Below are 24535 nucleotides of genomic sequence, written 5' to 3'. Positions count from 1 at the left end.
TTATTTCACTTATTTTTTTGCCTTTTATCGCGATTTGGCTAAATGGTGAAGGACTTGAGGCTGATATAATTGCTATCTTGCTAGCCGCCGGCCTTACCGCTCGTTTTATTGGTTCTTTAATGATCGCACCGATAGTGAAACGAGCCTATCACCTAATTACGACTTTGCGTCTATTTGCTGGTTTAACGCTGCTGTTTGCTGTTGGATTTACCGTAAGTTCACATTGGTTATGGTTATTATTTATCATGTTGGCTTTCAATCTATTCTTTTCACCGATGATACCTTTAACCGATGCGTTAGCCGCTACTTGGCAAAAACAGTTAACATTTGATTATGGAAAATTAAGGTTTTGGGGTTCGATTGCATTTATTATTAGCGCTTCTTGGATCGGTTATTTAGCGAATAGCGGGGGACATAAAATAATTATTTACGCATTACTTGTCAGTATAATCATTATGTTGTTGACGATGTTATTACAACCTACAGTTATGCCTAAAGCCACTTATCGCCAAATAGCTAATACAACTATATCATTGAAGCAATTATTAGCCGATAGCGCAGTCTGGCGTTTTTTACTGTGCATTACTTTATTACAAGCTTCTCATGCTGCCTATTATGGTTTTTCTTCAATTTATTGGCAACAAGTGGGTTATTCCGATGGTATTATTGGCCTGTTATGGTCTTTAAGTATTGTTGCTGAAGTGATTGTGTTTACCTTTAGCCATGTCCTTTTCCGTCATTGGCAGGTAAGTGGATTATTATTGTTATCAGCTAGTTGCGCGGTTGTTCGTTGGGGATTAATGGCCTATTTTACCACTTTACCAATACTGATAGTTAGCCAACTTTTACATAGTGGTACTTTTACTGTTTGTCATCTAGCGGCAATGCGTTTTATTAGTGCACGTAGCGAAGGTGAAATTATTCCGCTGCAAGCATTTTATTCGGCATTTGGACTAGGAGGTGGTTTAGCGCTAGTGACAATTGTGGTAGGTTTTGTTTATGAACATTTACCTTTTCACCGGCTTTGTTGAATAAATCAGAATTAGCCGCCAGGATGGCTCCCTCTGCTACAGCTGTTATCCGATCCTGACGCTGTGTGGCATACCCAACAACGTCATACGGTTCAGCGCTTTGACCATCGCCATTGCTTCACCTACCTGAGCCTCATAGTCACGCAGGCTCAGATGGCCACCCAGCAAAGTTTTTATGCGGAACATCGCTGTTTCTGCCACTGAACGCCGGTGATAACCCACTTTCTTTTTCCACATATCATTACTCCTGCTCAGACGCTGATTCGCCACCGCATGGTTACGTTCATGGTACTTGTCCGGCTAGTATTTCGCTCCGCTTCGCGGCTGGATAAGGGGCCTGATTTTCCGGTGGGTTTGGTTAATCAGGCCCGGCAGTGCCTGCGCATCTGTCGTTCCGCTGAGCGATAAGTCGGCACAGATAATCTCATGAGTCACACTGTCTGCTGCCAGATGAAGCTTGCGCCACACTCTTCGTCTGTCAGCCCCATGCTGCCTGACTTTCCATTCACCTTCGCCAAAGACCTTCAGACCGGTACTGTCGATGACCAGATGCGAGATTTCACCACGCGTTGGCGTTTTTATGCTGATGTTGACGCTCTTTGCTCGTCTGCTGACCAGCGAGTAGTCCGGACAGCACAGCGGCTAAGACATGAGTTTAAAAATCGAATCAACGAAGCCCTGTAATGCCCGGAGCGACAGGTTAAACACACGCTTCATCATCAGGACAGTGGTAACAGCCATATCGCTGTAGTAAAGCGGCCGGCCACGACCTTCAGGCGAAGAACTGTCAGTCCATCCAGCGATGGCCGACTCATCAAGCCAGACCGTCAGGGAACCTCGTTGTCTGAGTGCCTTGTTGTACGTGGGCCAGTTGGTAATTTTAAACTTTTGCTTTGCCATGGGGACCTGATGTTGAAACGAATTTAGCGATCAGCTCCGCCAATCACCTAAAAGTTCGATTTATTCAACAAAGCCGTGGTGATGGCGATGATATTCTTATCACGACCAGTGGAAATGTCACCTTGACGGCAGGAAAAGGTAACAATATTATTTTCATTAATCAGCTTAATGGCCATATTAAAATTATTAACAGTGGTGGCAAAGATACCATTATTTTGCAGGATAAAAAGATCGCTGATTATCAGATTGTTGATCATAACGGCAATCGCTCATACCTCTCTTCGGATAGTTTATCTGGCATATTGATTGAAGATTATGAGCAACAAAATATTACTGTTAAAGCTGGAATTGGACTTAATGAACCGCTTAATAATGAACAAATTAATGGTTTAATTGATTTCATGGCTGCGTTTGACAATAAAAGCGAAAATAGCAGTATCGATTTAATCACTTATCTATCTACCTTTAATGGGCTTTGTTGAATAAATCGAACTTTTAGGTGATTGGCGGAGCTGATCGCTAAATTCGTTTCAACATCAGGTCCCCATGGCAAAGCAAAAGTTTAAAATTACCAACTGGCCCGCGTACAACAAGGCACTTAGACAACGCGGTTCCCTGACGGTCTGGCTTGATGAGTCGGCCATCGCTGGATGGACTGACAGTTCTTCGCCTGAAGGTCGTGGCCGGCCGCTTTACTACAGCGATATAGCTGTTACCACTGTCCTGATGATGAAGCGTGTGTTTAACCTGTCGCTCCGGGCATTACAGGGCTTCGTTGATTCGATTTTTAAACTCATGTCTTAGCCGCTGTGCTGTCCGGACTACTCGCTGGTCAGCAGACGGTGCTTATGACGCCTGTTACTGCCACGACGCGTTGCTAAGAAAGAAAATCAGGCCCCTTATCCCGCCGCGAAGCGGAGCGAAATACTGGCCGGACAAGTACCATGAACGTAACCATGCGGTGGCGAATCAGCGTCTGAGCAGGAGTAATGATATGTGGAAAAAGAAAGTGGGTTATCACCGGCGTTCAGTGGCAGAAACAGCGATGTTCCGCATAAAAACTTTGCTGGGTGGCCATCTGAGGCTGCGTGACTATGAGGCTCAGGTAGGTGAAGCAATGGCGATGGTCAAAGCGCTGAACCGTATGACGTTGTTGGGTATGCCACACAGCGTCAGGATCGGATAACAGGTGTAGCAGAGGGAGCCATCCTGTCGGCTAATTCTGATTTATTCAACAAAGCCCCCAGTCATAATAAATATTAACCACATTACGAAATTCGTTACCAACATATCTTTTGGTAATTTCTTTTTCCTGCAAATATAAATTTTTTAAATCATTATAAAGTTCTTGCCCTTCCTTTGTTAAAGTCATGCCGGATTTTTTCCTTTTAAACAGCGTCTTACCTAATACGGCCTCAAAATCTTTAATTGATTTTGCGACAGGGGGCGCCGTGCGGTGCAATATTCTCGCCGCTTTACATAATGAATCTTGTTCAAAAACTGCCATAAAAGCTTCTAACTTTCTTGAGAAAAACATAATAATTACTCCACTTCAATCTTAAATATCAAATAGAAAAAACTTAAATATCTATTTAATAATTTATAGCTGACACAGAAATTCAAAAAGAATACCTTTTTACAGCTCTTTAAGATAAAAGCACTTAGGCTAATAATGGCTTTGTTGAATAAATCGAACTTTTAGGTGATTGGCGGAGCTGATCGCTAAATTCGTTTCAACATCAGGTCCCCATGGCAAAGCAAAAGTTTAAAATTACCAACTGGCCCACGTACAACAAGGCACTCAGACAACGAGGTTCCCTGACGGTCTGGCTTGATGAGTCGGCCATCGCTGGATGGACTGACAGTTCTTCGCCTGAAGGTCGTGGCCGGCCGCTTTACTACAGCGATATGGCTGTTACCACTGTCCTGATGATGAAGCGTGTGTTTAACCTGTCGCTCCGGGCATTACAGGGCTTCGTTGATTCGATTTTTAAACTCATGTCTTAGCCGCTGTGCTGTCCGGACTACTCGCTGGTCAGCAGACGAGCAAAGAGCGTCAACATCAGCATAAAAACGCCAACGCGTGGTGAAATCTCGCATCTGGTCATCGACAGTACCGGTCTGAAGGTCTTTGGCGAAGGTGAAAGGAAAGTCAGGCAGCATGGGGCTGACAGACGAAGAGTGTGGCGCAAGCTTCATCTGGCAGCAGACAGTGTGACTCATGAGATTATCTGTGCCGACTTATCGCTCAGCGGAACGACAGATGCGCAGGCACTGCCGGGCCTGATTAACCAAACCCACCGGAAAATCAGGCCCCTTATCCAGCCGCGAAGCGGAGCGAAATACTAGCCGGACAAGTACCATGAACGTAACCATGCGGTGGCGAATCAGCGTCTGAGCAGGAGTAATGATATGTGGAAAAAGAAAGTGGGTTATCACCGGCGTTCAGTGGCAGAAACAGCGATGTTCCGCATAAAAACTTTGCTGGGTGGCCATCTGAGCCTGCGTGACTATGAGGCTCAGGTAGGTGAAGCAATGGCGATGGTCAAAGCGCTGAACCGTATGACGTTGTTGGGTATGCCACACAGCGTCAGGATCGGATAACAGCTGTAGCAGAGGGAGCCATCCTGTCGGCTAATTCTGATTTATTCAACAAAGCCCCTTTAATGTTGAGGCAGATTTTAGTGTTGCGACAACCATATAAACACTATTATTAATAAATAGAAATTAGATAGTGAGTTTTGGTTATTGTAAATAGTCGCAGTATTTTGTTTCACTCATTATTAATTGTAATGATGTAAAAATAACCAGCTAAATTGATTTTAATGAATTTAGGTATGAGCAAATAATCAACTATGTTATTCTGTTGGCAAAATAAACTTTTTTTGAAAAATTATGCTGTTTGAAGCTAATTGTTAAATTTATTTAAATAACAAAAAATTATTTTAGGATAGGGTAGTTATGATGACGCCAAAAACCAAGATTATCATTGTCGGTGGTGGGGCAGGAGGATTAGAACTCGCAACCAAGTTGGGGCATAAATTAGGACGCAAGAATAAAGCTGAGATTATATTAGTTGATCGCAATCAAAGCCATTTATGGAAACCTTTACTGCATGAAGTTGCGACCGGCTCTTTAGATGATGGAGTAGATGCTCTGAGTTATTTGGCGCATGCCCGTAATCACTATTTTCATTTTCAATTAGGTTGTTTGACAAATATTAATCGTGAAAATAAAACCATTACGCTTGCAGAGATACATGATAATGAAGGCCAATTGTTAGTTCCTGAGCGGCAATTAAATTTTGATATTTTAGTGATGGCGTTAGGCAGTGTGTCTAATGATTTTGGTACCGCCGGCGTAAAAGATCATTGTATTTTTCTGGATAACCCACAGCAAGCACATCGTTTTCATGACGAAATGTTAAATTTATTTCTAAGTTATTCGGTGCGACACAAACCGGATGATAAGATTAATATCGCCATTGTTGGTGGTGGCGCAACTGGGGTGGAACTTTCTGCTGAACTCTATAATGCTATCGAGCAATTAACCAGTTATGGTTTTGAAGGCTTGGATAAGGAAGCGCTTAATGTAACCCTGGTTGAGGCTGGAGAACGTATTTTACCGGCATTACCGGTACGGATCTCAACAGCTGCACATCATGAATTAACCAAATTGGGTGTTCGTGTTTTAACACAGACCATGGTAACTAGTGCGGATAGATATGGCCTTAACACTAAATCGGGAGAAAAAATTAACGCCGATCTTATGGTTTGGGCTGCGGGTATTAAAGCACCTGATTTTATGCACCAAATTGGTGGCTTAGAAACTAATCGAATTAACCAATTAGTCGTTAAATCAACACTACAAACGACGCTAGATAATGCTATTTTCGCTATTGGTGATTGCGCATCTTGCCCTAAAAAAGAGGGTGGATTTGTGCCTCCTCGCGCCCAAGCTGCACATCAAATGGCCACTTTGTGTTATAAAAATATCCTGGCATTACTCGATCATAAAGCGTTGCAAGAGTATGTTTATAAAGATCATGGTTCTTTAGTCTCATTGTCTCGTTTTAGTACGGTTGGCAGCCTAATGGGAAATTTAGTGCGCGGTGATATGATGGTTGAAGGGAAAATCGCTCGTATCGTCTATATTTCACTTTATCGTATGCATCAAATAGCGTTACATGGTTATATTAAAACCGGATTGATGATGTTAGTGGGTAGTATTAATCTTATTATTCGACCTAGATTAAAATTACATTAATTTATGCCGATCACCATTAATAATAGCAAATTTGATATTAACCATTGCTTCTTACTGTAATCAAAATAAGAAGCGATGAGTTAATTTATACTTGGTGTGACTGAAAATCAGTTATTAATTGTCTGACGAAAGTGAGCCTTTCAGCATAATTGATTAGTGGTTTAACAACTTTCAATTTATTAGGCCCATCCAGACGATAAATATCAGCTGAGTTTTGCAGTAACGCGATAAGAAAATTCGCGCTTACTTTATTTTGTTCACTAAATTCAATAAATCCGCCTTTTTCATGAGCTTCTATTCGTTTAATGACTAATGCTTGTGCATGCATCCGAATGGCAGTAGATTGTAGTAACTGCTTGCCTGCATCAGGCAGGCTACCAAAACGATCAATAAGTTCAATTTTTAACTCATCCAGCTCATTGTCATTTTTGGCGCTGGCAATCCTTTTATAAAACGATAATCGGAGATTTACGTCGGGAATATAGTCATCCTGCAGTAGTACCGGCATTCTTAACTCAATTTCAGTCTGTTGGCTGGTAAGTTGTTCTAAAGAAGGTTCCTTGCCTTGCTTTAAAGCCTCAACGGCGTTTTCTAGCAGTTCCATATCAAGTGTAAATCCGATGGTGGTCATCTGTCCGCTTTGTTCTTCACCGAGCAACTCGCCAGCACCGCGAATTTCTAGATCATGGGTAGCCCATGCAAAGCCAGCACCAAGATCTTCTAGTGCTGCGATCGCTTCAAGCCGTTTTTGCTCGTCACCCGTCATAGCTTTCGGGTGTGGTGTTAAAAGATAAGCATAAGTTTGATGATAAGAGCTGCCAACTCTGCCACGCAGTTGATGTAATTGCGCTAAACCAAAATGATCTGCCCGTTCAATAATAATAGTATTAGCGGTAGGAATATCGATTCCGGTTTCAATAATGGTGGTGCAAATTAATACATTGAACCGTTGTCGATAGAAATTGGTCATTACCCGCTCCAGCTCACTTTCGCGCATTTGACCATGGCCAATTACAAAACGCGCTTCAGGTACCAGCGACTCTAAACGCTCTTTGGCTTTCTCAATATATTTTACATCATTAAACAGATAGTAAACTTGTCCACCCCGTAATATTTCACGCAAAATTGCTTCCCGCACAATTAAATCATCATATTGACGAACAAAGGTTTTAACCGATAATCGACGAGAAGGCGGAGTGGCAATAATCGACAGATCACGCATGCCACTCATTGCCATATTAAGGGTTCGAGGAATAGGTGTTGCCGTTAATGTTAGAATATCAACATTAGCTCGCATCGATTTAATTAATTCTTTATGGCGAACCCCGAAGCGATGCTCTTCATCAACAATTAATAACCCAAGTGTTTTCCAACTAATATCATTTTGCAGTAATTTATGGGTACCAATTAAGATATCCACTTTTCCTTCAGCCGCTACGTTGATAATCTGTTGCTGCTCTTTGTTACTACGAAAGCGTGACAGCATTTCAATCCGTACTGGCCAGTTTGCAAAACGGTCGCGAAAATTATCGAAGTGTTGTTGCGCCAATAGCGTTGTAGGTACCAACACGGCAACTTGTTGATTATTGGTTATTGCCAGGAATACTGCTCGCATCGCTACTTAGGTTTTACCAAAGCCGACATCACCACAAACTAAGCAATCCATGGCAATAGGTTGAAACATATCGCTTAAAACGGCATTAATTGCCTGTTCTTGATCAACGGTTGTTTCGAAAGGAAAACCTTGGCAAAATAGCTGATATTGTATTTTATCGTGCTTGAAAGCGAAACCTGGCTTTATGCTACGCTGAGCATGAAAATCTAACAGTTCTGCCGCCACATCACGAATTTTTTCAGCTGCTTTTTGTTTCGCTTTAGTCCAAACATCAGCACCTAATTTATGTAGTGGTGCACTTTCATCACTGCCTCCACTATAACGGCTAATTAAATTTAGCGATGAAACCTGAACATAAAGTTTATCATTGCCTGCATAAGTCAGCATTAAGTACTCAGCTTGAATACCTCCTGCGGCTAAAGTGGTTAAACCTTGATAACGTCCAAACCCATGTTCAAGGTGAACAACCGGTTGTCCGGGGCGTAACTCTGCCAGATGACGGATCAATAAATCGGTATTAATTGGTTTACGTTGTTCAGTATGACGTTGAATAACCCGTTTACCGAAAATATCGCTTTCACAAATAAGAGCTATTTGTTGATCCTGATTAGTAAAACCCTGCTCAGCTGCCCATGGTGATATAAAAGCCTGGGTTATTGGCTTCACGCAGCATTTTAATCTTAATAGGGTTGATTTTTATCCGTGCTAATAGCTCTAGTACAGTTTCACGCCGTCCGGCACTTTCTGCAGAAAAAATAATTCGGCCAGCAAAATTTTTGATGAACTGCTCCAGTTTATCAAGTGGGGCTTTATTTTGCTGGCTGATACTTAAATCAGGTAAAGCTAGGTAGGGTAGGTTAGTGTTGCCTGCTTTTTGACCGACCGGCTCAACTGAAATTTTGATACGTGGCCAAGTTTTAAGGGCGTGATTAAGTTGCTCGCTATTTAGCCAAAGTGTATCAGGCGGTAGTAGCGGACGCATGGGATCAACATTTCGGCTCTCATAGCGCTGATAAGTGTCAGCCCAAAATCTATTAGCCGCCGCTGCTAAATCTTGCGTGATCAATAAAGTATTAGCAGGCAAGTAGTCAAATAAAGAAGATAGTGGTTGATTGAAAAAAAGAGGTTGCCAATATTCAATTCCCGCTGGCATTATTTTTTTACTAATTTGTTGATAGATATGCTCAGGATCAAGCCGTACGTCGAAATGTTCACTCCATTGGCTACGGAATAACTCAATAGCTTTATCATCTGTTGGGAATTCGTGAGCAGGCAGTAGATTTATCTGCTCAACTTCGCTGATAGTTAGTTGACTATCAACATCAAAAGTTCTTAAGCTATCAATTTCATCATCAAAAAAGTCAATCCGATATGGATTATCGCTGCCCATTGGAAAGAGATCAAGTAACGCTCCACGAGTAGCATATTCACCATGTTCGAGTACTTGTTCAACATGTCGGTAACAGACTTTATCAAGATTGTTACGCAAATTTTCACGTGAGAGCTTGTCGCCTTTATGCATGACCAGTGCATTGCTGATTAGGAAATCAGCAGGGCAAACTTTTTGCATTAATGTATTAACCGGAACAATTAACAAACCTTTTGCTAAGGTTGGTAGTCGATAAAGATTGACTAAGCGCGCAGAAATAATTTCTTGATGTGGTGAAAAACTATCATAAGGTAGTGTTTCCCAATCAGAAAACATTGTCACTGAATTTTGTGAAAATTGTTGTATTTCATCACATAATTTTAAGGCATTATGCGTATCTTGAGTGATCAAAACGACAAGACCCTGATAGCGTTCGACAATATCAGCACACTCAACAGCGGCTGCCGCGCCAATTAGACATCCCAAATGGCGTGTATCACCTTGCTTTTTGGGTAGTTGGTAATAATATTTTGCCGGCATAATGATTAATTAATTCTCATTGATAGAAATTGTAATAATTGTTTTGTTGACACTAAAACAAACGAAAAATAGTCTAATCTGTTAAGTTAGATATAAAAAATCGTAAAACTTTGGCTTAGGGTGGTTCCATTCAGTGACGCTACTCTTTATTATCGCCAAACACTTTGCTTTGGCAACAGAGGTATATCGGATTTCATGTCTCAGTCTGTTATCTTTTATATTGGTCTACGTTACATGCGTGGACGAACATGCGACCGATTTGGTCGGTTCGTATCGAGTTTATCTACGATTGGCATTGCATTAGGCGTTATGGCATTAATTACCGTCACTGCTGTTATGAATGGTTTTGAACGTTCATTGCAGCAGAGTATTTTAGCATATATGCCACAGGCTATTTTAACGACACCTAAAGGTAATCTAAATCTCAATCAATATCCAGCAAAAAATGTAACCTATCTAGAAGGAATCGAAAGCATTGTCCCAATTGTAGAGAGTGATGTTGTATTGCAAAGCAGCCAAAATGTGGGGGTTGCGGTCATGATTGGTGTTGATGAAGAGTTAACCGAGCCGTTGTTAAATCATTTGCAAGATGTTGATCCTTCAGTATTAACTGCCGGTAGTTACCACGTTATTTTAGGCGTAAAGTTGGCTGAACAGCTTGAGCTAAAGAGGGGGGATCAATTGAGATTAATTGTCCCAGGTGTTAGTCAACTTACGCCAATGGGCAGAATACCCAGCCAGCGTTTATTCACGGTAGCCGGTTTTTTTGCTACCGAAGGTGAATCCGATAATAGCGAATTATTGGTTAATCAACAGGACGCGGCAAGATTAATGCGTTATCCGATCGGTAATATTACGGGTTGGCGACTTTATCTTAAGGCACCTTTAACCGTTGATAGCTTGAGTCAACAGACGTTACCAGCAGGTATGGTATGGCAGGATTGGCGCGAACGAAAGGGTCAGTTTTTTCAGGCAATGAGAATGGAAAAAAATATGATGGGATTATTATTGAGTCTCATTATTGCCGTGGCCGCCTTTAATATTGTTACTTCACTTTCATTATTGGTTATGGAAAAACAGTCTGAAGTGGCTATTTTGCAAACATTAGGTTTAAAGCGGGGCCAGATTATGGCTATTTTTATGTTACAGGGAGCAGGAGCAGGCATCATTGGTACCATCATTGGAACATTATTAGGTCTATTTATCGCAAGCCAGATTAATATAATTATGCCTATGTTAGGTTTATTGGCTAAAGGAATCGAATTACCGATATCTATTGATCCTGCTCGTATTATATTAATTGCTTTATCGTCAATCGCTATCTCATTATTGGCCACCCTTTATCCATCTTGCCGTGCAGCCACCGTTCAACCTGCAGAGTCTTTACGTTATGAATAATTCTCCGCTATTAGTTTGCCAGGACCTCTGTAAATGTTATCAAGATGGCAAAATTTCGACTAATGTACTTAAAAATATCTCCTTCTCAATCAAAAAAAGTGAAATGATGGCAATTCTGGGTAGTTCAGGCTCTGGCAAGAGTACGCTACTGCATTTATTGGGTGGATTAGATACGCCAACTAGCGGTTATGTCATTTTTGATGGTAAAAAAATCAGCTCACTTTCTACCAATGGGCGAGCTGAACTACGCAATCAGAAGTTGGGGTTTATTTATCAATTTCATCATTTATTACCGGATTTTACTGCGTTGGAAAATGTAATGATGCCGTTATTAATTGGTGGAATGGCACGTGTGAAAGCGCAGCAAAAAGCGAATGAGATGTTAGCAGCAGTAGGTTTATCGCATCGAGTTAATCATCGCTCCGCTGAATTATCTGGCGGTGAGCGGCAGCGAGTTGCAATTGCTAGGGCAATTGTTAATGAACCTGCTTTAGTACTGGCGGATGAACCGACCGGTAATTTGGACTTACATAATGCAGATGTCATTTTTGATTTATTAATGGATCTTAATCGACAAAAAGGGACGGCATTTTTAGTTGTAACTCATGATTTGCGACTTGCCGGTCGTTTAACTCGTCAGCTGGAAATGAGGGATGGCTATTTACAGGATGATCCGAGCTTAATAGGAGTGCAATGATTATGGCGGGATTACCCCTTGCCTTAAAAATTGCACTTCGTTTTAGTCGAGGTAAAAAAAGAGCTGGTTTGGTTTCACTGATCTCGATTATTTCTACACTGGGTATTGTGCTTGGCGTTGCAGTGTTGATTATTGGCTTAAGTGCAATGAATGGTTTTGAACGTGAATTAAAAAATCGCATACTTTCAGTTGTCCCTCATGGACAAATTGCGGCAGTCAATCAGCCTTATTTAAATTGGCAAGCTGATTTAGCTAAGGTTCGACAAACACCAGGGGTTGTTGATGTATCACCTTATATTAATTTTACTGGGTTGCTCGAAAAGGGGAACGCATTGAAGGCGATCCAGGTAGCCGGTGTTGATTTATCGTCAGAGCGATCAGTTAGTTCGTTACCTGATTTTATCTTGAATGATGCCTGGCAAAAATTAAAACCAGGTAATAACGAAATTATTTTAGGTCAAGGTGTGGCAGAAACATTAAAAGTTTCGCCTGGGGATCATATTACCATCATGATCCCTAATCATGATGATAAATTACGTATCCAGCAACCGAATCGAATTAGTGTCACGGTTATTGGCGTATTCAAATTAAATGGTATGTTAGATCATCAGCTGGCAATTGTGCCATTGCAAGATGCGCAGCAATATTTAGCCTATGGTGATGGTGTTACTGGTTTTCAGATCAGTGTGAATGATGTTTTTGGTGCCGATAAAGTGGTTTACGATGCCGGAATAAATACTGGCCATTATGTCACTATTAAAAGTTGGATAGCTGATTATGTTTATATGTATAACGATATTCAAATGGTGCGTGGCATCATGTATCTGGCCATGATTTTGGTAATTGGTGTCGCCTGTTTTAATATTGTCTCTACGCTGGTAATGGCAGTGAAAGATAAAAGCACCGATATTGCGGTGTTGAGAACACTCGGTGCTAAAGATAGTTTTATTCGTGCTATTTTTTTATGGTATGGATTAATAACGGGAATGGTGGGTTGTTTTATTGGTATGTTAGTCGGGATTTTTATATCACTACATTTAACGACTATCATTAAATGTATAGAAAGTATTGTTGGTCATCCTATTTTATCAGGTGATGTTTATTTTATCGATTTTTTACCCTCTGAGCTCCATATTACCGATGTATTTTATGTCATGTTAACAACATTAATTTTAAGTTTACTTGCAAGTGGGTATCCAGCTAAACGGGCAACAAAAATAGATCCGGCGCGAATTTTAAGTGTGCAATAACCGTTGTTGTTTTTGCTGTCATTATCTAAAAGAGGCGATGGTTTGATTGAAAGTAATGGGTCGTTTAGCATGAAAAAGGATACTGTCCAATGATGCGGTTTTATTGTCGAATTAGAAAGTTACGTAAAAAGAAAAACTTACATCGACAAAGATTTCGTTGTTGCCTTTTTTACCGAGACAAACAGTTGATTGATAAGATGAAAACAAAAAAAATTGTCGTATTAACCGGCGCCGGGATTTCAGCTGAGTCTGGAATTCGCACTTTTCGCGCAACTGATGGTTTATGGGAAGAACATCTGGTTGAAGATGTTGCAACACCTGAAGGTTTTGTTAGAGATCCAGAATTAGTACAACGTTTTTACAATCAGCGGCGTTATCAATTACAGCAAGCAGATATAAAACCCAATGCAGCCCATCATGCTTTAGCAAAATTAGAACATTTTCTGGGTGATAATTTTTTATTAGTTACGCAAAATATCAATAACTGACATGAAAAAGCGGGTAGTAGACGCATTGTTCATATGCATGGTGAATTATTAAAAGCTCGCTGCTGTCAATCAGGTCAGGTTATTGAATGGAAAGGAGATCTACCAACTGATGATCGTTGTCACTGTTGCCAATTTCCTCAACCTTTGCGTCCCCATATTGTCTGGTTTGGTGAAATGCCACTAGGTATGGAGGTGATTTATCAGGCTTTATCATCAGCGGATATTTTTGTCGCAATTGGTACATCGGGACATGTTTATCCTGCCGCTGGGTTTGTACATGAAGCTAAACTTGCTGGTGCACATACCGTTGAATTGAATCTTGAACCCAGTCAGGTTGAAAGCCAGTTTGATGAAAAACATTATGGTGCTGCCACAAAAATTGTTGAAAAATATATTAGCGGGCTACTTGCAGAGCTCAAAGTATGATTAAGTAATAATGCATTTTATTAATATATCTGCTAAAATTGATTTGACGCAATAATTGTCATTAATTTCTTTCGCATAATGCGGTATAGCTCATTGGGGGAAGAGAAATGGATAGGCTTTTAGAGCGTTTTGGGGAATATAGTGCGATTAATACTCAATCAAAGAGCTACACTAAATCTAAGCCCAGCAGTATAGGCCATGCAAAATTAGCAAAGTTATTATTGACCGAACTGACAGATCTAGGAGTTTCTACTAGCGAGTTGCTAGAAAACGGCTGTTTAATGGCGAAGCTGCTTGCCAATATTGAACATCCGGTTCCTGCGATTGGCTTTATTTGCCATCTTGACACTTCACCCGATTTTGTTGGTAAAAATGTTAAGCCACAACTGATTGAAAATTATCGTGGTGGTGATATCGCATTGGGTATTGGCAATGTGGTGTTATCGCCAGTAATGTTTCCCATTTTGCATGAAATGATAGGTAAAACAATAATTACTGGTGATGGTAAAACGTTATTAGGGGCAGAAAATAAGGTAGGTATTGCTGAAATTATGACGGCGATAACTCATCTAATACAGCAAAATATTCCTCATGGTGACATTTATATTGTGTTTACATCCGATGCCAAAATAGGTCTCGGAGCAAATAACATCGATTTAAAAAAATTGAATGCTCAGTGGGCTTATAATTTGGTTGGTAGGGGGATTGGTGGGCTTGAATATGAAAATTTTAATATCGCGAATGTGAGGATAAAAATTATCGGTAAAGGGATGCTAAAGGAGAGTTCCAAGGAGGGTATGGTAAATGCTTGAACATTGGCTACCCGCATTCATAATAAGATCCCAAGCCAAGAAATAGCAACTTATTCAATAATGGATCAAGGTTTTTATCATCTGAGTTGTATTAAAGGCACAGTAGAAAAGACTGAAATGAATTATATTATTTGTGATTTTGATGAACAAAACTTCGCCAAACGTAAGCGAGCTATGTTCCAAATTGCGGAAGAACAGGGAAAAGATCTGCATCCTGATTGTTACATTGAATTGACGGTTGATGACATTTGTTACAACATGAATAAAGTGGTTTGCAAGTATCCACATGTTATTGATATTGCCAAGCAAGCAATGATTGACTGTAATATAAAACCTAATGTGCAACTGAATCGAGATATTACCCATGGGGAATTGTTAGCCGCTTATGGCATACCTTGTCCTAATATTTTTACTGGCGGATATAATTTGCATAGTAAAGATGAATTTATCTGATTAGAAGGTATGCAGCAGGCAGTTGATGTGATTGTTCGCATTGTGGCATTAACGGTGCAATATGTTAAATTTGATCAAGTTGCTGCGAACTAATGATGATTAACCTGCAAAATAAAATTATCAACTAGTTCAGCCAACATGTTTTATTATATACAGGTTAAACAATTCTAATTGTTAAAATACCAATATCCATCATTAATTAGTTTAGTGACTAATTGCATGCAATCCTTGTTATTCAATGCGTTGCCTAGCATATCAGCGTGAATTTCCTGTTTTTCACAAAGTATATTAATAGCTGTTATGTTTAATTTAGGCGATATTAATTGTTCACCATTAACAAAGTATTGATCCGCAACATTCAGGGTACGTAAGCCATTAAGTTTGTAAAGGGTATTTCCTTGACAAAGAAGCTGGATAACTTGCTCAACAGTATAGGATGGCTCAGTCAGCGCGATATCTAACTCATGACGAGACTGAGAGATAAATGTGCCAAACCAATGGTTAAAAATATGTGGTTGAGCAAACAATTGTTGCATTATATGTTGCATTTCAGATAATTATGTTGGCAAGATCATAGCAGGATTGTCACGTGTCGCTATATCTGGATCGCTATAATGATAATTACCTAAGTCATTAGCGATAAGATTATCGGCAAAACTACTAAATAATGCACGGCTAGTCGGTGATCTAAAAACGACTGAGTAATTAAGTGAAGTTTCAATGGAGTAGCCTTCATGGGGGACGCCTGGTGGGATATAAAGGATATCGCCAGGCTTAAGTTTTTCATCAATAATGGCAGCAAAAGGCTCTACCTGGAGTAGATCTGGATGTGGACAATGCTGTTTTAGTGCAATTTTTTCACCTACTCGCCAATGACGGCGGCCAAGACCTTGAATAATAAAAACATCATATTGATCTATATGGGGGCCAACGCCACCTGCTGGAACAGAATAAGAAACCATTAACTCATCAATTCGCCAATCAGATAAAACACGAAAGGGCGCTATTAAAGCAGTCGATGGATAATGCCAATGGTTAACGGCTTGTACTAGCAGTGACCATCCTGTTTTAGCCAATTGATCATAGCTATCAAAAGGGCCATGAGTGACATTCCAACTTCCATCCTGGAAGCTAACTAATCGACTATCCACTTCATCTTCCATTGCTAATCCAGCTAGATCATTAGCTGAAATAGGATCAATAAAATTAGTAAATCCTTGTTTAATTAATAACGGCCTTTTTTGCCAATAATTTTTGATGAAATCTGGCCAATTGATGTTAAGTTGATAGTTAATTATTTTATTTTGCATATTTATTTTGTAAGATTAAAAATAAGAAAATGGTGTTAGTGCTATCAGCTATCTGTCATGAGCGATTGTTGTCTAAAAGTTATAACCACGCGTGCTCCACCTAATGGATTATGAGTAATAGCAATATATCCGTCATATTGTTCAATAATTTCAGCTGCAATAGAGAGCCCTAAACCTTGTCCTGGCCGTAGAGTATCAACACGTTGACCGCGCGCGTAAAAAAATCAAATCTCGTTTATCTTCAGCAACACAAGGACCATCATCATCGACGATAATGGTTAATGAATTTTCAGTGCTACTAGCGCTAACTTCGACACATTCAAGACAATATTTACAAGCATTTTCAATAATATTACCCATAATCTCCATGAAATCTATCGGTTGAACTATCCAAGTAATTTCAGGCGAGACATCGAGAGTCAAATTGACGCCTTTTTGTTGATATACTTTGGTTAAGGCACTGCATAGATTATCTAATAAGGCAGAAACTGAAGAAATTTCTCGGATTGCGAAATGATCTTCACTATGTATGCTTGCACGATTCAAATAATAGCCTATTTGTTGTGAAATTCGGCCAATTTGTTCCAGCATGATAGGCTCGGCTTGTTCAATGGTCATTTGTTTGCTTGAGCGCAGAGAACGGAGGGTTGATTGTAATACAGCTAATGGGGTTTTTAGGCTGTGGCTTAAATCAGCAAGTGTAGTTCGATATTTGGTATAGCGTTTTTGTTCATTTACTAGTAACTTATTCAAGTTACTAGCCAAAGCATCGGAATAACCAGAATAAAATTGGCTAATATAACATAACCAAACCATTCCCAAACTAATCCAGTTTTCTGTAGATCTAAAGGTAAAGTATCTATTACAACAATAGTAAGTTGCGGCAGATTTTTAGTTGCCTGATAGTGGTTGACAGAAACTGAGTGAGTTAAAGAGGAATATTTATCTTTAATATAAGTCACTTTTTGCGCCGGTTTACTGCCGTTAGGTGAGACTTTAATTAATTCACGAGTGGTATTTAAATCGGTATCTAATTCGTACAATCCATCATTTTTTAACCACTCTTTTTCGATGGCGTTTTCATTCGCAGGAATATGGCGTTGTCGCCACAAAATTTCACCTTGTTGATTATAAATAAAAATAAAGGCTTGGGGCATTTAAGGTAAAATCAGTTGGGACCTGGATATCTAACTTATTATTACGCCATTGCGCCAAGCTATAAAATAGATTACTTTGACTACTTAGTAAGGTATAGGTTGTTTTATCAAAACTAACTAAATAGCAAACGATTGCAACGGCACCATATGAAAGTGTCAATGCTAATATTATCCCCGAAGTTGCGAGTAAAAAACGTGTTCGCAACGAAAAGGTTTTTTTGCGTTTTAAAAAATTAAATTGTATCATCTGAATGTTCTGCGTCAAAGCGATAACCTTGCCCACGAACGCTGGCAAGGAAAAGTGGTTGCCTTAAATAGTGGTGCCGATGATTATGTGACAAAACCTTTTCATCTGGAGGAGATTTTAGCACGGGTTCAAGCATTAATGCGCCGTAACAGCGGACTTGCTTCGCAAATACTTCAACTAGTTGATTTTATTATTGATATGTCACGTAAAGAATTCACTATTAAAGATAAAAATATCAAACTCACCGCATTTGAATATACTATTTTAGAAACCTTAATGCGCAATAATAGTAAAGTAGTGAGTAAAGAGTCATTAATGCGCCAGCTTTATCCGGATGCAGAATTACGCGAAAGCCATACTATTGATGTTTTAATGGGACGATTAAGAAAAAAATTATGCAAGCGTGGCCTAATGATGTCATTGTGACCGTTCACGAGCGGTTAATATTAGAATAGGCAATTTAATGTTGTCCTGCCGCCAACGCCTGATCATACTTAATCCATCTTCACCCGGTAATCCTAAGTCAACAATTGCAATATCGGGATTACCATCTTGTAAAAAATAATCGGCTTCTTTAGCATCTGCTGCTGCATCAACTTGATGACCGGTCTCTTTTAACTGGACAGTTAGATGGTGACGTAAAAGCGCATTATCTTCTACAATTAATATCCGCATAACAACCTCAATTTCTGAATAAATCTACTAGAAAAAGTAGTAATAAATCCTATGTTAGAAGGATAGCTGGATGACGGCAAGATATTACTGAATGAAAAGAAAATAATTATGTGATTTGATTGGCTAATTAAACGAAAAAGTAGGGTGAGCAATCAATATTACTCACCTATTAATGTTATTTTAAATGGTCCACCAGATTGACTGAATACCCAATATAGTTGGCTGGCGTCATTGTTTTTAAACGATTTTTTTCTGCTTGTGGTAAATCTAAGCTATCAATAAATGCTTTGATGTCGCCTGCTGTAGCGCGTTTGCCGCGGGTTAAAGCTTTTAGTTTTTCATAAGGCTTGTCAATTCCATAACGGCGCATAACAGTTTGAATAGCTTCAGCCAGCACTTCCCAATTAGCATCTAATTCAGTTTGTAAATTCTGCTCATTAACTTCTAATTTACTCAAGCCTTTCAATGTCGCTTCATAGGCTACCAATGCATAACCAATGCCGACCCCTAAATTACGTAATACCGTTGAATCAGTGAGATCACGTTGCCAACGTGAAATCGGTAACTTATTCGCCAGGTGATTTAATAAGGCATTGGCTAGTCCAAGATTACCTTCAGAATTTTCAAAATCAATCGGGTTAACTTTATGTGGCATGGTTGATGAACCAATTTCACCAGCGACAGTTTTTTGTCTGAAATGATTAAGGGCAATATAACCCCAGATATCTCGATCAAAATCGATCAAAATGGTATTAAAACGAGCAATACAATTAAAGAGTTCAGCAATATAGTCGTGGGGTTCAATTTGGGTTGTGAACGGATTCCATTTGATACCTAACGAAGTAACAAACTGTTCGCTAAACAGATGCCAGTTTATATCAGGATAAGCGGATAAATGGGCATTATAATTACCCACCGCACCATTAATTTTGCCTAAAATTTCGATTTGCTCAAGTTGCTGATATTGCCGCTCCATACGATAAGCCATATTAGCAAACTCTTTACCTATCGTCGTCGGCGTCGCGGGTTGACCATGGGTTCTTGATAGTAGCGGCAATGCGCGATAAAGACGCGCCATCTCTTTTAGGCTATTAATGATTTTGCGCCATTGAGGAAGAACCACTTGGTCACGGGCGATTTTTAGCATTAAGGCATGGGACAGATTATTAATATCTTCAGAGGTACAGGCAAAATGAATAAATTCAGCCACTTTTTCAAGTTCAGGCATGGCTGCCATTTTTTCTTTTAGAAAATATTCAACCGCTTTTACATCATGGTTAGTTGTTTGTTCAATTTGTTTGATCTGAATGGCGTCATTTTCATTGAAGTTAGCGACAATTTGCTCAAGATAAGACGTTGCTTCGGCACTAAATGCGGGTACTTCTTTAATGTCAGCACATGCTGCTAATTTTTGTAGCAAGCGTACCTCTACTTGTATACGATATTTCAGTAAACCAAATTCACTGAAAATTGGACGTAATAGACTGACTTTATCACTGTAGCGGCCATCAATTGGCGATACAGCAGTCAGTGAAGATAATTCCATTGGTAGTGACTCCCAAATTTATTAACAATGAGCAAGAATTTCTTTTGCTTGAGTGATCAAACGTTGTCGCGAAAACATTAATTGTAGGCGGCTTCCACCGACTTGTTGCCAGAGAACGGCGCTACGAATGCCAGTAAAAAGTAATGCGCGTACTTTAGCTTGTATCGAGCTATTTTGCAGCATGTCGGGAGAACCTGTTACCTGAATACGTGGGCCAATAGGGCTAATAACATCTACATAAATTCCTGCCAGCGCATTAAAAATACCGCTGGACATAGGTTCAAAATAATTTTTTTGCTGTTGAAGTAATTCAATACGTCGTTTAAGTTCATCACTAGCCGATAGCTTTTTTCTTAGTCGTCGTTCTAAGCCAATGAGACTTAATAAGTAGCGGGTTAAATCGGAGGAAAGCGTATTATTTGAAGCGGTAAGTATAGCAAGTAAAGTATTTAAACCAACACGAAGATTTGCCTCGCTATTGCCATAAACCGCTAATGTGGATGTTGGATTAATATTTAGGGTGCTATTAATCATTACTTCTGCCGTATTATCGTCAATTTTACCTTCATGAGCCAATTGTTGAACTAGACGACATGCTTGGCAAATACCGGCAAATGCAAGAGTAATATCATAAAAATTTTTGCTCACATTGACTCCTGAATACGTGTTTCAATGACGCCACCGCCTAAACAAATTTCACCTTGATAAAAAACTGCTGATTGGCCAGGTGTAACGGCTGCAATAGGGTAGTCAAATTGCACGGCGATTTTATTGTCACTAAGTGGCTTAATTGTGCAGGGGATATCTGGTTGTCGATAACGGGTTTTAACTGTATATTGATTGGCTTCGTTTAACGCTGGTGGATTAATCCAATGAATTTGTTGGACGATAAGTCCTGTGGACATCAAACGTGGGTGGTTATGGCCTTGGGCAACAATTAGCTGATTATTTTTAATATCTTTATCGACAACATACCACGGATCGTCGTTTGCTTCTTTTACACCACCAATACCTAATCCTTTACGTTGACCTAACGTATGATACATTAAACCTGTATGTTCACCTAAAATTTTGCCATCAACTGTTATAATTTTACCTGGTTTAGCTGGCAGATAGCGAGCGAGGAAGTCACGAAACTTTCGTTCACCAATAAAACAAATTCCTGTTGAGTCTTTCTTTTTGGCGGTAATTAAACCAACGTCCTCAGCGATACGGCGAACGGCTGATTTTTCCAGTTCACCGATTGGAAAAAGACTTTGTGCTAGTTGAGCTTGATCCAACGCATAAAGAAAATAGCTCTGATCTTTGTTGTTATCCAAACCACGCAATAGTTGATGGCGACCATCAACAATTTTGCGTCGAGCGTAGTGGCCGGTGGCAATATAGTCTGCTGCCAGATCTTGCGCTGCGAATTCTAGAAATGCTTGAAATTTAATTTCTTTATTACATAGAATATCAGGATTCGGTGTGCGGCCAGCTTTATACTCAGCAAGAAAATGGGCAAAAACATTGTCCCAATATTCGGCGGAAAAATTAACGGTATGCAGTTCTATATCGAGTTTATCGCATACCGATTGCGCGTCGGCAAGATCGGTAGCTGCTGAGCAATACTCATCATTATCGTCTTCTTCCCAGTTTTTCATGAACAAACCGGCAACCTGATAACCTTGTTGTTTCAATAGGTAAGCGGATACGGATGAGTCAACGCCACCGGACATACCAACGATGACTTTTTTTAACTGGCTATCTGACATGAATAAATCTCATTGCTGGTAAACATAAACACAAATATTTTAACATGCAGTGGCAAGTTGCACCATAGTAGCATAAGGATTAATCTCTATTAGCCTGTATGAAATTGATAAGGGTCGATTAATGTTAACGGGAAAAATTCTCGACTGATAAAGCAGCGGATGCTTTCTGCTACTAAAGGCGAGCGCAGGCATGGACTGGATAATATTTCATCAGCAGTAAGCCATAAACATTGGTGAATATCATTATCTTGTGGTGAGGTTTTAGGCATCTCATCCAGTTCAATCAGAAAAAGAAACCGCAGGAAAGTACAGCCATCAGGGGCTATCCATTGATGGATTGTTATTAATTGCTGGGGCAGTGCATTAATACCGGTTTCCTAATATAGCTCGCGGCAGCAAAAATAGTTTCGTTAGCTTCTAAATGTCCAGCTGGTTGATTCCAGACTGATTTATTATTAATAATTTCTTCTACAATTAAAAACTTACCTTTAACGTGAACGACGTTAGCAACCGTAACGTGTGGTTTAAACAAAATCGACCTCCTTCCACTCACCTGGCTGTAAGTTACCTAATTGAAAATTAGCCATACTATAGCGAATCAATCGTAAGGTTGGAAACCCTATGCTGGCGGTCATACGACGTATTTGTCGATTGCGGCCTTCTGATAAGGTAATTTTTAGCCAACAGGTTGGAATATTTTTTCTTGTGCGTATAGGAGGATGACGTGGCCAAAGCCAGTCGGGTTGAGCCACAAGTTCAGCTTTTGCTGGCTTGGTCATACCATCTTTTAATAGTAAACCGTGACAAAATTTTTGTAATGTGGTTGATTCCGGTATACCTTCAACTTGCACATAGTAAATTTTTTCCATTTTATTGTTTGGTTGGGTCAATTTGGCTTGTAATTGGCCATCATTAGTGAGTATTAACAGACCCTCGCTATCGCGATCTAAACGCCCAGCAGCATAGACATTGGTGATAGGAATATAATTTTTTAATGTCTGCCGACCAATTTGGTCAGTAAATTGTGACAATACATCGAACGGTTGATTAAAGAGTAATATTTTACGTGAACTGATCATATGTTTGACAAAATTTGCGCTATTTTTGTCATGATATTGTTTTGATTTGCTCTTTTTATGCTGCAGATTTGTCATAGCAATGATTAATAAAAAATTAGATCCTTATTATACCTTAAATTAGCAAACATTGGCGTCGAAACATTATTCAAGTACCATGCAATATTCTTACCATAAGTTAACAGGTATTGCGCTAAGATAATAAAAGGAGAGATTGATGGAAAGCAAAGTAGTTGTTCCTCAACAAGGTGAAAAAATTACACTTGCAACAGGTAAGCTTAATGTCCCTAATAATCCAATAATTCCTTATATTGAAGGGGATGGTATTGGTGCTGATATTACTCCGGTGATGTTAAAAGTGGTTGATGCAGCAGTAAAAAAAGCCTACCACGGTGATAAAAAGATTTCTTGGATGGAGATTTATACTGGTGAAAAATCAACTCAAATTTATGGTAAGGATGTATGGTTACCCGCTGAAACACTAGATTTGATCCAACAATATCATGTGTCTATTAAAGGGCCATTAACGACACCTGTTGTTGGCGGGATCCGTTCCTTAAATGTTGCTTTACGACAGCAACTCGATCTCTATATTTTTTTACGACCAGTGCGCTATTATCAAGGTACTCCTAGCCCAGTAAAACAGCCAGAATTGACTGATATGGTGATTTTTCGCGAAAATTCTGAAGATATTTATGCAGGTATTGAATGGAAAGCAGGCAGCTCTGAGGCAGATAAAGTAATTCAATTTCTGCAAGATGAGATGGGAGTAAATAAAATTCGTTTTCCAACTAATTGTGGTATCGGTATCAAGCCCTGTTCAGAAGAAGGAACTAAGCGGCTAGTACGAGCAGCAATTGAGTATGATATCCAAAATAATCGTAAATTGGTCACTTTAGTGCATAAAGGCAATATAATGAAATTCACTGAAGGTGCCTTTAAAGATTGGGGATACCAGTTAGTACAACAAAAATTTGGTGGTGAATTACTTGATGGTGTCCCATGGATGAAAATTAAGCATCCAGAGACGGGTAAAGATATAATTATCAAAGACGTGATGGCTGATGCGTTTTTACAGCAAATTTTGTTGCGGCCAACTGAATATGACGTTATTGCTTGTATGAACCTTAATGGCGATTATATTTCTAACGCATTAGCGGCCCAAGTTGGGGGAATTGGTATCGCCCCAGGCGCCAATATAGGCGATAGTTGTGCACTATTTGAAGCAACCCATGGAACAGCACCGAAATACGCAGGTCAAGATAAAGTCAATCCAGGCTCGATTATCCTGTCCGCTGAAATGATGTTACGCCATATGGGTTGGACAGAAGCCGCTGACTTAATTATTAAAGGCATGCAAGGGGCGATTGCTGCCAAAACCGTCACCTATGATTTTGAGCGTTTAATGCCAGGTGCTAAAATATTGAAATGCAGTGAGTTTGGTGATGCAGTGATCAATCATATGTAATTTTATGCTTTGCTGAATTAATCACGGGAACTTAACGGTTCCCATTTAATTTGTGAG

12 protein-coding genes and 12 pseudogenes are annotated in these 24535 nt (G+C 39.7%); 13 read left to right on the top strand and 11 right to left on the bottom strand.

Features of this window, described 5'->3' with window-relative positions; all coding sequences use genetic code 11:
- Window positions 1-17 precede the first annotated feature (17 nt).
- Window positions 18-1031: a 3-phenylpropionate MFS transporter gene (locus E3U36_RS09265; RefSeq protein ID WP_238337443.1), complete on the top strand. Its 1014-nt coding sequence runs from the start codon at window positions 18-20 to the stop codon at window positions 1029-1031.
- 45 nt (window positions 1032-1076) lie between these two features.
- Here the strand turns inward: E3U36_RS09265 and E3U36_RS09260 are convergent.
- Window positions 1077-1931: pseudogene (locus E3U36_RS09260) on the bottom strand (IS5 family transposase).
- On the opposite strand from E3U36_RS09260, the gene E3U36_RS09255 reads away from it, so the two are divergent.
- The 3 genes and pseudogenes from E3U36_RS09255 (at window position 1925) to E3U36_RS12780 (ending at window position 3117) form a co-directional block, all read left to right on the top strand.
- Complete coding sequence (locus E3U36_RS09255) at window positions 1925-2413, top strand: hypothetical protein (RefSeq protein ID WP_180816330.1); 489 nt, start codon at window positions 1925-1927, stop codon at window positions 2411-2413. The pseudogene E3U36_RS09260 and the gene E3U36_RS09255 overlap by 7 nt on opposite strands.
- Window positions 2414-2477: 64 nt before the next feature.
- Window positions 2478-2732 (top strand): annotated as a pseudogene (locus E3U36_RS12785) (transposase); the annotation flags it as partial.
- On the top strand, window positions 2707-3117 hold the full coding sequence (locus tag E3U36_RS12780) for a transposase (protein WP_238337441.1): 411 nt from the start codon (window positions 2707-2709) through the stop codon (window positions 3115-3117). The pseudogene E3U36_RS12785 and the gene E3U36_RS12780, both read left to right, overlap by 26 nt.
- A 54-nt stretch (window positions 3118-3171) precedes the next feature.
- On the opposite strand, the pseudogene E3U36_RS09245 reads toward E3U36_RS12780, so the two are convergent.
- A pseudogene (locus tag E3U36_RS09245) lies at window positions 3172-3468 on the bottom strand (helix-turn-helix domain-containing protein); the annotation flags it as partial.
- Window positions 3469-3680: 212 nt separating this feature from the next.
- Between E3U36_RS09245 and E3U36_RS09240 the strand changes: the two are divergent.
- Window positions 3681-4535 (top strand): annotated as a pseudogene (locus E3U36_RS09240) (IS5 family transposase).
- A 357-nt stretch (window positions 4536-4892) separates the two neighbouring features.
- Window positions 4893-6197, top strand: coding sequence for an NAD(P)/FAD-dependent oxidoreductase (locus tag E3U36_RS09235; protein WP_180816328.1), 1305 nt, complete (start codon window positions 4893-4895; stop codon window positions 6195-6197).
- Between the two features lie 85 nt (window positions 6198-6282).
- On the opposite strand, the pseudogene mfd reads toward E3U36_RS09235, so the two are convergent.
- A pseudogene (mfd, locus tag E3U36_RS09230) lies at window positions 6283-9721 on the bottom strand (transcription-repair coupling factor).
- 195 nt (window positions 9722-9916) lie between these two features.
- Here mfd and lolC point away from each other — a divergent pair.
- From lolC to pepT, 5 genes and pseudogenes are all read left to right on the top strand, one after another.
- On the top strand, window positions 9917-11119 hold the full coding sequence (gene lolC, locus E3U36_RS09225) for a lipoprotein-releasing ABC transporter permease subunit LolC (RefSeq protein WP_180816327.1): 1203 nt from the start codon (window positions 9917-9919) through the stop codon (window positions 11117-11119).
- Window positions 11112-11816 carry a lipoprotein-releasing ABC transporter ATP-binding protein LolD gene (gene lolD / locus E3U36_RS09220; RefSeq protein ID WP_180816326.1) on the top strand — a complete coding sequence of 235 codons (705 nt, stop codon included), beginning with the start codon at window positions 11112-11114 and terminating at the stop codon, window positions 11814-11816. Before lolC ends, lolD begins: the two co-directional genes overlap by 8 nt.
- A 2-nt stretch (window positions 11817-11818) precedes the next feature.
- On the top strand, window positions 11819-13066 hold the full coding sequence (gene lolE / locus E3U36_RS09215) for a lipoprotein-releasing ABC transporter permease subunit LolE (protein WP_180816325.1): 1248 nt from the start codon (window positions 11819-11821) through the stop codon (window positions 13064-13066).
- A gap of 92 nt (window positions 13067-13158) precedes the next feature.
- A pseudogene (cobB, locus tag E3U36_RS09210) lies at window positions 13159-13980 on the top strand (Sir2 family NAD+-dependent deacetylase).
- Between the two features lie 107 nt (window positions 13981-14087).
- A pseudogene (gene pepT / locus E3U36_RS09205) lies at window positions 14088-15338 on the top strand (peptidase T).
- A gap of 74 nt (window positions 15339-15412) precedes the next feature.
- On the opposite strand, the pseudogene E3U36_RS09200 reads toward pepT, so the two are convergent.
- Together E3U36_RS09200 and E3U36_RS09195 are read right to left on the bottom strand one after the other, a co-directional pair.
- Window positions 15413-16540 (bottom strand): annotated as a pseudogene (locus tag E3U36_RS09200) (ribosomal protein uL16 3-hydroxylase).
- Between the two features lie 59 nt (window positions 16541-16599).
- Window positions 16600-17959 (bottom strand): annotated as a pseudogene (locus E3U36_RS09195) (ATP-binding protein).
- A 30-nt stretch (window positions 17960-17989) separates the two neighbouring features.
- On the opposite strand from E3U36_RS09195, the pseudogene E3U36_RS09190 reads away from it, so the two are divergent.
- A pseudogene (locus E3U36_RS09190) lies at window positions 17990-18355 on the top strand (winged helix-turn-helix domain-containing protein); the annotation flags it as partial.
- Between the two features lie 24 nt (window positions 18356-18379).
- Here the strand turns inward: E3U36_RS09190 and E3U36_RS09185 are convergent.
- From E3U36_RS09185 to rluE, 6 genes and pseudogenes are all read right to left on the bottom strand, one after another.
- A pseudogene (locus E3U36_RS09185) lies at window positions 18380-18634 on the bottom strand (response regulator); the annotation flags it as partial.
- Window positions 18635-18809: 175 nt separating this feature from the next.
- Entirely contained in the window at window positions 18810-20180 is a 1371-nt protein-coding gene (gene purB / locus E3U36_RS09180; RefSeq protein WP_180816324.1) for an adenylosuccinate lyase, read from the bottom strand.
- Between the two features lie 21 nt (window positions 20181-20201).
- Window positions 20202-20828, bottom strand: a complete 627-nt coding sequence (hflD, locus tag E3U36_RS09175; protein WP_180816323.1) for a high frequency lysogenization protein HflD — start codon at window positions 20826-20828, stop codon at window positions 20202-20204.
- On the bottom strand, window positions 20825-21934 hold the full coding sequence (mnmA, locus tag E3U36_RS09170) for a tRNA 2-thiouridine(34) synthase MnmA (protein ID WP_180816322.1): 1110 nt from the start codon (window positions 21932-21934) through the stop codon (window positions 20825-20827). Before mnmA ends, hflD begins: the two co-directional genes overlap by 4 nt.
- Window positions 21935-22023: 89 nt before the next feature.
- Window positions 22024-22466, bottom strand: a pseudogene (locus E3U36_RS09165) (NUDIX domain-containing protein).
- Window positions 22459-23088, bottom strand: coding sequence for a 23S rRNA pseudouridine(2457) synthase RluE (rluE, locus tag E3U36_RS09160; RefSeq protein ID WP_180816321.1), 630 nt, complete (start codon window positions 23086-23088; stop codon window positions 22459-22461). Before rluE ends, E3U36_RS09165 begins: the two are co-directional and overlap by 8 nt.
- A 139-nt stretch (window positions 23089-23227) precedes the next feature.
- On the opposite strand from rluE, the gene icd reads away from it, so the two are divergent.
- Window positions 23228-24478 (top strand): NADP-dependent isocitrate dehydrogenase, encoded by a 1251-nt coding sequence (gene icd / locus E3U36_RS09155; RefSeq protein WP_180816320.1) that lies wholly within the window; start codon window positions 23228-23230, stop codon window positions 24476-24478.
- Window positions 24479-24535 lie beyond the last annotated feature (57 nt).

The organism is Arsenophonus endosymbiont of Aphis craccivora, assembly GCF_013460135.1.
GTDB lineage: Bacteria > Pseudomonadota > Gammaproteobacteria > Enterobacterales > Enterobacteriaceae > Arsenophonus > Arsenophonus nilaparvatae.
Note: the sequence above shows the minus strand (reverse complement) of the source record. Positions and strands in the feature narration are given on the sequence as shown.